This is a genomic window from Microbacterium tenebrionis, assembly GCF_020682665.1.
Lineage (GTDB): Bacteria > Actinomycetota > Actinomycetes > Actinomycetales > Microbacteriaceae > Microbacterium > Microbacterium tenebrionis.
In genome coordinates this window covers 87,794-100,051 of sequence record NZ_JAGTTM010000001.1, presented here as the reverse complement: position 1 = coordinate 100,051, position 12,258 = coordinate 87,794, and the positions used below count along the sequence as shown (strand labels likewise).

The window sequence follows — 12,258 nt, the reverse complement described above, 5'->3', positions numbered from 1 at the left end:
TTCAGTTTTCCTTCTTTCCGTTTGACATGCCCGGCTTGATGAGAACCTTGGTCCAACCCTTGGACCTGGCGTCGAAGTTCTTGTAGGCATCGGCAGCCTGGTCCAGCGAGATCTCGTGGGAGACGATCCACGAGGGGGTCGCCTTGCCAGCCGCGATCAAGTCCCGCAGCTGTCGGTTGTACCGCTTGATCGGGGCCTGTCCGTTTCCCATGGTCTGCCCCTTGAACCAGTGTGTGCCGAAATCGATGGCCGCCTTGCCCTGCTTGGCCAATTCGTCCTTGGCCCCCGGGTCCTGGGGGACGAACACGCCGACGGTGCCGATTCTTCCGGTGAAGCGGACCGAGTTGATGAGCATGTTCAGGGTGGCGGCGTTGTCCTCGTTGCCCTGGGGATCGTGGGCCTGGTAGCCCACGCATTCGCAACCGCGGTCAGCTCCGAGCCCCATCGTCTCGTCCAGCACAGCCTGCACGGGGTCGACCTTGGAGTCGTCGATGGCAATCGCGCCGATCTGCTCGGCCAGCGCGAGCCGGTCAGGGTGGCGATCGACCACCATCACCTTTGCGGCACCCTTGATCGTCGCGGACAGGGCGGCCATCAGCCCGACCGGACCCGCCCCGGCGATCACGACGCTGTCACCGGGGATCACGCCGGCCATCTCGGTGGCGTGGTAGCCGGTGGGGAAGATATCGGAGAGCATGACGTAGTCGTTCTCCTTCTCCTCCGCATCCTCGCCCAGGCGCAGCGCGTTGTGATCACCGAAAGGCACCCGGAGCAGTTCTGCCTGGCCACCGCCATAGGGACCCATGTCGGCGAACCCATAGGCCGCACCGGCGAGTGATGGGTCGGGCTGAGTGGTGAGGCAGTAGTTGGTCAGGCCGCGTTCGCAGTTCTTGCAGAACCCGCACGAGATGTTGAACGGCAGCACAACCCGATCGCCGACCCTGACCTTTTCCACGCCACTACCTACCTCGATGACCTCCCCCATGTTCTCGTGACCGAACGTCCGGCCTACTTCGAAGGAGGTCCGCCCCTCGTACATGTGGAGGTCCGAGCCGCAGATGTTCGTCGTCGTCACCCTGACCAGGACGTCGGTGGGTCGCTCGATCTTCGCGTCCGGGACGTCCTTCGTGCTGACCTGACGGGGTCCCTCGTACACCACTGCTTTCATGTCTGCTCCGATCCGATCGCGTTGCTCGATGTCTTTCTCGCAAGGCCTCTCCGACGCCGGCCCCTCGCTAGACAGCCAACGCCCCCAGGAACCACGAGTCAAGGGGTTCGCCTTGAGTTGATGTGTAGCGATCGAGCCGGGATAATGCCCGGGTCCGCTGCTCGATCCCAGGGCATACGCGCTGTACACGCTTGCGGTGGTCGCGCCATTCGTCCTTGTGCTCGTTGACGTTGACAGCGGTTCTGATGATGAGGCGGTACCGCAAAGGGGTAAGCGTCACGACCGCGGTCGTCAGCGCGGCCCTGTGTCGACCAACGCGGCTGTGCGAATCAGCGGCGAGTTGCGCGCCGCTTGCGCTGGCGCCGAGCATCAGAGCGCCGAACAGCCCGGCAAGCGTCGCTGCGATCGCGAGGGAGACACTGCCGACGATCCGCACGGACCCGTGCTGGCAGGTGCTGAGCGCGTCAGATCATCGATCGCCGAGGAATGCGTCCACCGTTGCCGCGAACTCGGGATGATCCTGGGGCCGGTGCTCGTTCCCCCGCAGTTGCACGTGCTCGGCGCCCCGCTCCGTCAGAGCATCGGCGATCGCTTCGTATTCCGAATTCCATCCGCCGGTGACGACGAGCGTCGGTACGCCGGCGATCGCGGATGCCTCAACGCCGAAGCCCCAGGGAGGCTGCTTGGCTTCGAACCTCGCCGCTGCATCCCGTTCGGCATCCCATTGCGAGCGCTCGGCTGGGCCGCCGAACATCAGGGGACGCACGATCGACCACCAGCCGAACAGGTCACCGGCGGCGGACAGGGCTCGGGCGCGGGTGATCGCCTCGACGTGACGTTCGATCGCCGGGGTGCCTCTGGCGATGTCGTAGAGTCCGGGCTCCACAAGCACGAGTGCGCGCAGCGCGAGCACCTCAGCCTGCAGGGCGAGGAAGACGGGAACGGCGCTGGCGGAGTGCGCGAACACGATTGAATCGCGCGGGGTCAGCGCTGTGAGCGAATCGACGTTGTGCTCCATCGGCCCGGTGAAGTCGAGACTCGCGAAACGCGACTCCTCGCCCTCAGCCGAAGGCCAGGCGTCGCGCCCCTGACGGCCTGCGCTGTGAACGTATACTCGCATCCGCCCAGCGTAGACGCATGTCTCCGCGAGGTCTCGGACCGCACCGTGTTCATGGACGGCGGCGTCGTCGTCGAAGAGGCTGTGCCCACCGAGCTGTTCGGTTCGCCCAAGAGCGACCGGCTGAAGGACTTCCTCGCGAAGGTCCTGTAGTCGTTACAGGATGACGGTCGAGCGGCCGTGCACGATCACGCGGTCCTCCGCGTGCCACTGCACGGCCCGCGCGAGCACCAGACGCTCGACGTCGGCGCCGCGGCTCTGCAGCTCGGCAGCCGACTCGGAATGCGTGACGCGCGTGACGTCCTGCTCGATGATCGGACCCTCGTCGAGGTCGGCCGTGGCGTAGTGCGCCGTCGCACCGATGAGCTTCACGCCGCGCTCCTTGGCGCGCGCGTACGGGTTCGCGCCGATGAACGCCGGCAGGAACGAGTGGTGGATGTTGATCACCGGGGCGCCGACCTTCTCGATGAAGTCGTCCGTGAGGATCTGCATGTAGCGCGCGAGCACCACGAGGTCGACATTGCCCTGCAGCAGTTCGAGCTGGCGGGCCTCCATCGCCTCCTTGGCGTCCTCTCCGGTGCCGCGCGGAATGTGCACGAACGGCACACCGAACCCGCGGACGGCCTGCGCCAGGTCGGGGTGATTGGAGACGACCATCGTGATGTCGACGTCGAGCTGGCCGCGCTGCTGGCGCCACATCAGCTCCATGAGGCAGTGGTCGTACTTCGACACGAAGATCGCGACGCGCTTGCGACGCGACGTGTCGTGCAGCGACCACTCCATGCCGAACCTCTCGGCGACCTCGTCGATCGACGCCTCGAGGGCCGGGCGGGCCGCGGAGAGCCCTGGGAGGTGGATCACCGTGCGCTGGAAGAAGCGCCCGCCCGCGGCATCCGTCGAATGCTGATCGAGCGAGATGATGTTCGCGCCGTGCTGAGCGAGGACGTTCGCGACGGCGGCGACGATTCCGGGCTGGTCATCGCAGGCGATGAGCAGGCGTGCGGTATCGGTCTGAGGCATGGATGCTCCTTGCAGGGGTGTGCATCGATTCTGCCGCGTCGGTGGTCGAGGCGGCGAATCGGTAGCCTGGGCGGATGACGACGACCGCAGCGCTGCTGGATGCCGCTCGGGTCGCGCTCGCGGGCGTTGCGAAGGAAGGCCTCGGTGAGGAGCGCTCCTCGCGCTGGCGCGGCGAGCGCATCGTGCGGATCGGCCAGGCCTGGCACGTGGGCGTGCTGCTGCTCACGGACGACCGCGTGCTGGCGACGGGGGAGGTCCTCCGCGCCGCCGACCCTGGACGCCGCGGATACACGGCGGAGTCGGCGCGCGAGCGCGCGGCGCGACGTCAGATGGCGCTGCGAGGCGGGTTCCGCGAAGGCGAGGTCGTGCACGTCGGGTGGTCGGTCATCGAGCTGGATGCCGTGGATGCCGGCGGCGCGTCCGGCCCGCTGGCGATGCGCGACGGCGTGGTCTCGGTGCGGTGGTCGGGGGATTCGTGGCGACCGCTGGAGGGGTATCTCAGCGAGCAGGTCGAGCTGCTGCTCGCTCGGTGAGCGTTTCCGCGAAGCGGCGCAGCAGGTCGGTGCCGGTGGGCGCCGAGGCGAGTACGCGCTCGGCCGTCAGATCGTACTCGTGCGGGTCGAAGTAGCCCGTCGTGCGGTAGTAGGCCATGCGGTCGACGAAGTCCTGCGGTGTGACCTCGGGGTGGAACTGCGTCGCGTACAACCCGGCCCCAGCGCGGTACGCCTGCACGGGGCAGTCCTCGTTCGTGGCAAGCAGGACGGTTCCGGGCGGAGGCTCGATCGAGCCCTCCTTGTGCGCCGTCAGCACGGTCATCGAAGGCGCGGACGGTCCGAACACCGGGTCGTCCGCGGCGGCAGCCGTGATGTGGATGCTCGTCGCGCGCGTCGACTCCGAGACCGCCGTGCCGACGGTTCCTCCCAGCATCCTCGTCGCGACGCCGATGCTGTAGCAGGTGAACATCGCCGAGAGTCTTCCGTCGACGGCATCCTGCGCGAGCGCCTCGAGGTTGTTCTCGACGCGGCGCTGCAGGTCGTCGCGCTCTTCGGCGACCACGTTGAACGGCGATCCGCCGATGACGACGCCGTCGTAGCGATTCGTGACCGACTCGTCCAGGGGCCGGTCCAGCAGATCCCAGCGATCGAGACCGGGTACGCCGAGAGCGCGCCGGAACGACCGGTGCTCGGCATCCGCCGCGCCCTGCTCCGGCCTCACGCAGACGTACAGGATCGAGGCCACCAGGGAATTCTATTCGGCGCCGTGGGAATATTCGACGCGACCCCGCGTTGAAGTTGAGCGTAGTACACTCAAGTTCCGTATCTGAGTGAATAGCACTTAACTTTCAGGAGGCCCTCGTGGCAAACGACTTCAGCGACACCGGTGCCGGCTCGTTCGACGAGTTCCTGGCCCGGTATCTCGCCGGCGAGCAGGCTCGGCAGTCCCGGTCGATCGACCTCAGCCGGTTCCTCACCGCGCGCACGCAGCGCATCCTGCAGCGCGCCGGCCGCTTCGCCCTCGAGCGCGGCCAGACAGAGCTCGACGCGCTGCACGTGCTGCGCATGATCGTCGAGGACGACGCCGTCGCGCGTGCGATCGAGAACGTCGGCGCAGATCCGGCGCAGATCATCCAGGCCGTCGAGTCCCGGCTGCCGCTGCCCGGTGAGCCCGCCGGTGTGGAGGCCGCGACGATCACCTCGAGCGCCAGCCGCGCGCTCTTCCACGCGTACCAGGTCGCCCGCTCCTCCGGCGCCACCTACATCGATCCCGAGCACGTGTTCTTCGCGCTCGTGCTCGGACAGGACGTGCCCGCGGGGCAGATCCTCGCCCGCGCCGGAGTCACGGCCGAGGCGCTCACCCAGGGCGTGCGCGAGCACGTCGCTGCTCCCGTCGGCGGCGACGAGGCCGGAGCAGAGGCGCCGGCATCCGACTCGCCGATGCTCGACACCTACGGTCTTGACCTGACCGCTCGGGCGCGCGAGGGCGCGCTCGACCCCGTCATCGGCCGTGCCGACGAGATCGAGCAGACCATCGAGATCCTCAGCCGGCGCACCAAGAACAACCCGGTGCTCATCGGCGAGGCCGGCGTCGGCAAGACCGCGATCGTCGACGGCATCGCCCAGGCGATCGTCGACGGCACGGTGCCGGCGCAGCTGAAGGACCGTCGCGTCATCGCGCTCGACCTGCCCGCCATGCTCGCCGGAACCCGCTACCGCGGCGACTTCGAAGAGCGCCTGACCAAGACCATGGACGAGATCGCAGCCCGCAAGGACGAGATCATCGTCTTCATCGACGAGGTGCACACGGTCGTGGGCGCGGGCGGCGCCGGTGACGGTGCGATGGATGCCGGCAACATCCTCAAGCCCCGCCTCGCCCGCGGCGACCTGCACATGGTCGGTGCGACCACGCTCAAGGAGTACCGCCAGATCGAGAAGGATCCGGCGCTGGAGCGCCGCTTCCAGCCGGTCAAGGTCGACGAGCCGTCGACCGCGGATGCCGTACTGATCCTCGAAGGTCTCCGCGGCGCGTACGAGGACCACCACAAGGTCTCGTACACCGATGCTGCTCTGCAGGCGGCCGTCGCCATGAGCGCGCGCTACCTGCCCGACCGCGTGCTGCCCGACAAGGCGATCGACCTGATCGACCAGGCCGGTGCCCGGCTGCGGTTGAAGCTCGGCCTGCCCGTCGACACGTCGGACCTGTTCGCCGAGCTCGCCGAACTCGAGGCGCGCAAGAACGCCGCCGTCTCCGCGGAAAAGTACGAGGAGGCCTCGGGTCTTCGCGACGAGATCTCGGCCGTCCAGGCGCGCATCGACGCGGCATCCACCGGGCGCACCGACGACGCCGAGCCGATCGTCGACGAGCGCGAGATCGCCGAGGTGATCTCGCGTGCGACAGGCATCCCGGCCAGCCGCCTCACCGAGGGCGAGCGCGAGCGCCTCGCCGACCTCGAGACCGAACTGCACGCCCGCGTGATCGGGCAGGATGACGCCGTTGCCGCCGTGGCCCGCGCCGTTCGTCGCAGCCGCACGGGCATGGGCGATGCCCGCCGTCCGGTCGGATCGTTCCTGTTCCTCGGCCCGACCGGTGTCGGCAAGACCGAGCTGGCCAAGGCTCTCGCCGACCGCCTGTTCGACGACGAGAACGCCGTGATCCGCTTCGACATGAGCGAGTTCGGCGAGCGGCACACCGTGTCGCGGCTCGTCGGCGCCCCTCCCGGATACGTCGGCTTCGACGAGGCAGGGCAGCTCACCGAGCGCGTGCGGCGCAACCCGTACTCGATCGTGCTGTTCGACGAGATCGAGAAGGCGCACCCCGACGTGTTCAACCTGCTGCTGCAGGTGCTCGACGACGGGCGGCTCACCGATGGCCAGGGCCGCACGGTCGACTTCCGCAACACGGTGATCGTGATGACCTCGAACATCGGATCGGAGTTCCTCGCCTCGCGCTCTGGCGCTCTTGGGTTCGTGTCGAGCTCGGATGCCTCGGCGAACGGGTTCGCGTCCGCGGCCGACCTGAAGGCACGCGTGATGGGAAAGCTCCGTGAGGCGATGCGTCCGGAGTTTCTGAACCGCATCGACGAGATCGTGCTGTTCCAGAAGCTCTCGCGTGCCGAGCTCGGCGAGATCGTCCGCCTGATGCTGGGCGCGACGACGGCGCGGCTCGCATCGCGTTCCGTGTCGGTCGAGGTGACGGATGCCGCGGTCGACTGGCTCGGCGAGCACGGCTACGAGCCCGAGTACGGGGCCCGGCCGCTGCGCCGGCTGATCCAGCGCGAGCTCGACGACCGGATCGCCGACCTGCTGGTGTCGGGGCAGCTCGCCGACGGCGGCTCCGTGCGGGTGGACGCCGCAGGCGACGAGCTCCGCGTCGAAGTGCCGGTGCTCGTCGCCTAGCGGGAGGAGTTCGCGGTGCGGCCGCGGACGATCCCGATGAACGTCTCGACGTCCTCCGTCGTTCGATCTCGCAACCAGGCGAGACCGACGGAGGACGTCGGCGCATCCAGGAGCGGCCGGTACCCGGCATCCTTGCGCTGATGCAGGCGCGCGAGCGACATCGGCACGACGACGATGCCGACGCCTGAGGCGGCCGTGGCGACCGCATCGGCGGTCGTCGGCAGCTGAGGGAACTTCGGCTCGGCCGTCGGGAGCCCCAACGGGCCGAGCACGTCGTCGGCCGGCGTGATCAGAACCTCCCCGGCGAGGTCGTCGGCTGTCAGCTCGTCGGCGGCCATCAGGTGCGATTCAGCGGATGCCACGACCACCGTGACCTCCTCGTAGAGCGGGATCACGTGCAGCTCGTCGGGGTCATCGACAGGGCGGCGGACGAGCGCGGCATCCAGCCCCTCCAGCGCCGCGCGCTGCGAGGCTGCCTCGATCGGCACGAGCTCGAGCGAGACCCGTGGCATCCGCTGCTTCCAGGTGTCGATCCACTTGCCGGGCGTCGCCCCGGGGACCGCGCCGAGGCGGAAGGTGCGCGGGCGGGACGGGGGCGATGAGGCCATGCGTTCAGGGTACTCGGCTGTTCACGTCCAGTTCACGGCTCCGTCAAGCTCTCTACCCGCGCACGTCGCCGGGCCTGTCTTGGATCGTCACGTCGGCCGCTCTGCCGACCACCTCACCCTGCACCCGCACCTTCGAAAGGTTCCTCCATGCAGTCCACCCTCAAGCGCGGTCTCGCGATCGCCGCCGGTCTCACCCTCGCCTTCGGCCTGTCGGCGTGTGCCGCCGGTACCGCGGACTCCGCCACCGGCGGCTCCGACGAGGCGTCCGGAACGTTCGCCTCCGGCAACGAGGACACCCTCGTCTTCGCCGTTCTGCCCGACCACGAGGGCGCCGACCAGGATGCCCAGCCGATCGCCGACTGGATCGCCGAGATCACCGGCAAGAACGTCGAGTTCTTCCAGGCGACCGACTACACCGCTGTCGTGCAGGGCCTCGCCGCCGACCAGATCGACATCGCGCAGATCTCGGCATTCACCTACTACCAGTCGCAGAACGCCGGCGCCGAGATCGAGCCGATCGGTGCGCAGATCACGCAGGAGGGTGCCGAGCCCGGCTACTACTCCGTCGCCGTGAAGAACCCCGCCTCGACCGACGTGACGTCCCTCGAGGACTTCGCCGACCAGCCGGTCTGCTTCGTGAACCCGACCTCGACCTCGGGCTTCGCCGTTCCCATGGGCGGACTGCTCGAGGCGGGCGTCACCGTCTCGGAGGACAACCGTCTCTTCGGCGAGGAGCACGACCTCAACGCCCGCAAGGTCGCCGAGGGCACCGACTGCCAGGTCGGCTTCGCCCAGGACATCGACGCCGACCCGCTGATCGAGTCGGGTGAGCTCGAAGAGGTCACCCGCGTGCTCGTGCCCGCAGCTCCCATCGTCATGCAGGCTACACTCCCGCAGGACGTCAAGGACCAGCTGACCGAGGCCCTCGCCGACAGCACGCAGTCCGACCTGACCGATGCCGGCGTCGAGCTCAACGAGTTCCTCACCGACGGCTGGTTCGGCTTCGGAAAGGTCGACGACGCGTACTACGACCTGATCCGCACGCTCTGCTCCGAGATCGCCGACGAGGTCGAGGCCTGCCGGGCCTGACCCAGCTCTCCGATCACGTAGACACAGCCAGGAGCCACTGCCATGACGAACAGCGACACCCTCGCCGTCCGGATCGACGATCTGGGCAAGACTTACCCCGGAGCCAAGGCCCGGGCGCTCACGGGGGTGTCGCTGTCCGTCGAACCGGGGGAGATCGTCGTCCTGCTCGGGCTCTCCGGCTCGGGCAAGTCGACGCTCCTGCGTCACGTGAACGGACTCGAGGTCCCCACCGCGGGGACCGTCACCTCGCTGGGTGAAGAGGTCGCGGCGCTGCGCGGCCGCGACCTGCGCGCGCTCCGCGGCCGGATCGGCTTCATCTTCCAGCAGTTCGAGCTCGTGGGCGCGCTCACGGTGCTCGAGAACGTGCTCACGGGTGGGCTGTCGTCGCTGCGCGGCCCGCGTGTGGGCATCTTCACCTACCCCCGCGCCATGCGCGAGAAAGCGCTCGGGCACCTCGACCGCGTCGGGCTCCTCGAGTTCGCCTATCAGCGTGCCGACCAGCTCTCCGGTGGGCAGCAGCAGCGCGTGGCGATCGCGCGCGCACTCATGCAGGACCCTGAGATCCTGCTCGCCGACGAACCCGTCGCATCGCTCGACCCCGAATCCAGCGGCCAGGTCATGTCGCTCATCCGCGAGATCGCCGCCGAGCGATCGCTGACGGTCATCTGCTCGCTGCACCAGGTCGACCTCGCCCTCAGCTGGGGCGACCGCATCGTCGGCCTCCGCGCCGGCGAGGTCGTGCTCGACACCCGCACCGAAGGTCTCAGCCGCGAGCAGGTCATGGAGATCTACGGCCGCGTCGCGACCACGACCGGCGAGATCGAGGCCCTCGAAGAGGAGCTCGCCGAGGCCCGCGAGCAGATCCGCGAACGCGAGGCCGAGCGCAGCGCCGGACGCGAGCGCCTCGCCGAGGACTTCGCGAACGAGGAGCCCGCGTGACCACCGTCGCCTCTCGGCCGGTGCCCGGCCTCGCCGAACGCATCGCGAACGTGCCGCGCCCGGCACCGCGCCTGTCGACCGTCGTCTCGTACGGGGTCATCGTGGCGATCCTCGCCCTCGGGGTCTGGTCGTTCATCGGCCTCGACTACAGCCTGAAGAGCCTCGACACGACCGGCAAGAACATCGCCCGGTTCCTCGGCATGGCAACGCCCATGCAATGGCCGGGGTGGGAGGTCACCGGTGAGCGCCTCGCCGATGGGACGACGGCGTACGTGACGACCTGGGTCGGCTTCGAGCCGATCTGGGAGATGCTCCTCACGATCGTGATCACTCTCGCGCTCGTCGTCGCCGGTACCGCGCTCGCCGCAGTTCTCTCGGTGCCTGTCGCATACGGCGCGGCCCGCAACACGACACCGCACGCGCTCGTGATGGCGGTGTGCCGCGGCATCGGCGTCATCGCCCGAGCAGTCCCTGACATCGTGTTCGTCGTGATCTTCGCGTTCCTGTGGTTCAACTCGGGAACCCTGCCGGCGATCGTCGCGATCGGCCTGCACTCCGTCGGCATGATCTCGAAGATGTTCGCCGACGCCATCGAGCAGATCGACGAGGGCCCGCGGCTCGCGATCCGGTCGGCCGGCGGATCGAAGGCGCAGGAGTTCTGGTCGGGCGTCGTGCCGCAGGTGCTGCCCGCCTGGGTCGCGGTCACGCTGCACCGCGCCGACATCAACCTGCGCGGCACCGTCATCCTCGGTGTCGTGGGCGTCGTCGGCATCGGCTACGAGCTCGACGAGGCGCTGCACGGCGGACCGGCGGGCATGCGCCGCGTCATCCCGCTCGTGGTCATCATCATCGTGCTGTGCGTGCTGTTCGAGATCGTCTCGTCGCTGCTGCGCACGCGTCTGCTCGGCGTCCAGCCGACCGGCAGGGGACTCGGCGACACGGTCGCGCGGGCCGTCTCACGTCGCCAGGCGGGCGAGGCGGATGCTGTGAGCACCGCCACGATCCGGATGCTCGACCGCAACGCCCGTATCGAGGCGGCCATGCACCGGCCCTGGGACCGCAACCGCCTCGGCAACACGCTGTGGATCTGGATCGGCGTGCTCGTCGTCGTCGCGGCGTTCGTCTACGCCGCGCCCGACGTGACGAAGATGCTCGCGCCGTCGTGGAACGAGCTCGTCGACCCGGAGCGCGATCGTGCGATCTGGCCGCCGCACTTCGGCAGCCGCAGCTGGGCGGACGTCATGGCCGCCGTCATCACGACCATCCAGATCGCGTTCGCCGCGACGCTCATGGGCGCGATCATCTCAGCCGTGGTCGGGCCTCTCTCGGCACGCAACGTCGCCCCGAACAGCTGGGTGCGCAACACCTTCCGCGGCATCGCACTCGTGATCCGCGCGATCCCGGACCTCGTCGTGGCGATCCTGTTCATCATCGCGGCCGGCATCGGACCGCAGGCCGGCGCACTGGCGCTGGGCATCGGAGGCGTGGGTCTGCTCGCCAAGCTCATCGGCGACTCGATGGAAGAGGTGCCGAACGGCCCGGAACGCGCCCTGGCCGCCGGCGGAAGCACCCGCACCCAGGTGTTCTTCTCATCGACGATGCCGATGTCGGTGCCCGCGATGGTCAGCCACCTCATGTACCTGCTCGAGCAGAACATCCGCTCGGCGACGCTGCTCGGCATCGTCGGAGCCGGCGGCATCGGCTTCCTGCTGCTGAACGCGCTGCAGGGGCGTCACTTCGATGAGGTGCTCGCGTACGTGCTCGTCATCATCGGCATGGTCGTGCTCGTCGAGAGCGCGTCGATCCTCATCCGTCGTGCACTGAAGTAGCTCGAATCACCAAGGCCGCGCCGAGACAGCGTCGAATCGACGCAGTCTCGGCGCGGCCTTCCAGTCTCGTGAGATGGATGCGCGGCGATCAGGCCGCCAGCCACAGGCCCTTGCGGTCGGTGGCGATGCGGAGCCCTGCAGCGACCGTCTCGTCATCGCCGATCTTCGCTCCACGCGCGATGCGCGCCCCCGCGCCGATGTCGGTGCGGACGCCGATGTGGGCCCCGTCTCCGACCGCGGCGCCCTGGCCGATGTGCGCATGGGCGTCGATGTACGCGTTCTCGCCGATCACGGCATCCGGTTCGATCCACGCCCCGCGGACCACTCGGGCTCCCGCGCCGACGCGGGCCCCCGGTTCGATATAGGCGCCGACTTCGACAACGGCCTTCGGATGCACCTTCGCGCCATGCGCGACGAGACCGCGGCCGTTGACGTGCTTGCGGTAGCGCAGCGTCGTGCCCTGGTCGTCCTCGATATCGATGTAGTTCTTACCCAAGATTCCTCCCAGTCCGGAACTTCCCGGATATATCAACAACCACGGGAGTGCGCTTTTCATTCCCCATTGGGGATGAGCGGTCCCTGATGCCCGTCGAAG

Annotated in this window: 12 protein-coding genes; 5 read left to right on the top strand and 7 right to left on the bottom strand. The window is 68.5% G+C overall.

Features of this window, described 5'->3' with window-relative positions; translation table 11 throughout:
- Position 1: 1 nt before the first annotated feature.
- The 4 genes from KEC56_RS00560 to purU all read right to left on the bottom strand — a co-directional run bounded on the left by KEC56_RS00560 (position 2) and on the right by purU (position 3,305).
- Positions 2-1,270: a glutathione-independent formaldehyde dehydrogenase gene (locus KEC56_RS00560; RefSeq protein ID WP_227529388.1), complete on the bottom strand. Its 1,269-nt coding sequence runs from the start codon at positions 1,268-1,270 to the stop codon at positions 2-4.
- A complete protein-coding gene (locus KEC56_RS00555; protein ID WP_227529387.1) occupies positions 1,236-1,604 on the bottom strand; it encodes a hypothetical protein in 369 nt (122 codons plus the stop codon). Before KEC56_RS00555 ends, KEC56_RS00560 begins: the two co-directional genes overlap by 35 nt.
- Positions 1,605-1,637: 33 nt before the next feature.
- On the bottom strand, positions 1,638-2,288 hold the full coding sequence (locus tag KEC56_RS00550; protein WP_227529386.1) for a hypothetical protein: 651 nt from the start codon (positions 2,286-2,288) through the stop codon (positions 1,638-1,640).
- A gap of 153 nt (positions 2,289-2,441) precedes the next feature.
- A complete protein-coding gene (purU, locus tag KEC56_RS00545; protein WP_227529385.1) occupies positions 2,442-3,305 on the bottom strand; it encodes a formyltetrahydrofolate deformylase in 864 nt (287 codons plus the stop codon).
- A 74-nt stretch (positions 3,306-3,379) separates the two neighbouring features.
- Here purU and KEC56_RS00540 point away from each other — a divergent pair, with 74 nt between their 5' ends.
- Positions 3,380-3,838: a glutaminase gene (locus tag KEC56_RS00540; protein WP_227529384.1), complete on the top strand. Its 459-nt coding sequence runs from the start codon at positions 3,380-3,382 to the stop codon at positions 3,836-3,838.
- On the opposite strand, the gene KEC56_RS00535 is transcribed toward KEC56_RS00540, so the two are convergent.
- On the bottom strand, positions 3,804-4,544 hold the full coding sequence (locus KEC56_RS00535; protein WP_227529383.1) for a glutamine amidotransferase-related protein: 741 nt from the start codon (positions 4,542-4,544) through the stop codon (positions 3,804-3,806). The genes KEC56_RS00540 and KEC56_RS00535 overlap by 35 nt on opposite strands.
- Positions 4,545-4,660: 116 nt before the next feature.
- On the opposite strand from KEC56_RS00535, the gene KEC56_RS00530 reads away from it, so the two are divergent.
- Entirely contained in the window at positions 4,661-7,198 is a 2,538-nt protein-coding gene (locus tag KEC56_RS00530) for an ATP-dependent Clp protease ATP-binding subunit (protein ID WP_227529382.1), read from the top strand.
- Here KEC56_RS00530 and KEC56_RS00525 read toward each other — a convergent pair.
- Positions 7,195-7,806 carry a LysR substrate-binding domain-containing protein gene (locus KEC56_RS00525; protein WP_227529381.1) on the bottom strand — a complete coding sequence of 204 codons (612 nt, stop codon included), beginning with the start codon at positions 7,804-7,806 and terminating at the stop codon, positions 7,195-7,197. The two genes, KEC56_RS00530 and KEC56_RS00525, sit on opposite strands and share 4 nt — an antisense overlap.
- Before the next feature lie 147 nt (positions 7,807-7,953).
- On the opposite strand from KEC56_RS00525, the gene KEC56_RS00520 reads away from it, so the two are divergent.
- The 3 genes from KEC56_RS00520 to KEC56_RS00510 are packed head-to-tail and all read left to right on the top strand — an operon-like array spanning position 7,954 to position 11,663.
- Positions 7,954-8,895, top strand: coding sequence for a PhnD/SsuA/transferrin family substrate-binding protein (locus KEC56_RS00520; RefSeq protein ID WP_227529380.1), 942 nt, complete (start codon positions 7,954-7,956; stop codon positions 8,893-8,895).
- 42 nt (positions 8,896-8,937) lie between these two features.
- Positions 8,938-9,834, top strand: coding sequence for a phosphonate ABC transporter ATP-binding protein (gene phnC, locus KEC56_RS00515; RefSeq protein WP_227529379.1), 897 nt, complete (start codon positions 8,938-8,940; stop codon positions 9,832-9,834).
- Positions 9,831-11,663 carry a PhnE/PtxC family ABC transporter permease gene (locus KEC56_RS00510; protein WP_227529378.1) on the top strand — a complete coding sequence of 611 codons (1,833 nt, stop codon included), beginning with the start codon at positions 9,831-9,833 and terminating at the stop codon, positions 11,661-11,663. The genes phnC and KEC56_RS00510 overlap by 4 nt, the downstream gene beginning before the upstream one ends.
- An 88-nt stretch (positions 11,664-11,751) precedes the next feature.
- Here the strand turns inward: KEC56_RS00510 and KEC56_RS00505 are convergent, their stop codons facing one another.
- Positions 11,752-12,159, bottom strand: a complete 408-nt coding sequence (locus tag KEC56_RS00505; RefSeq protein ID WP_227529377.1) for a transferase — start codon at positions 12,157-12,159, stop codon at positions 11,752-11,754.
- Between the last annotated feature and the right edge of the window lie 99 nt (positions 12,160-12,258).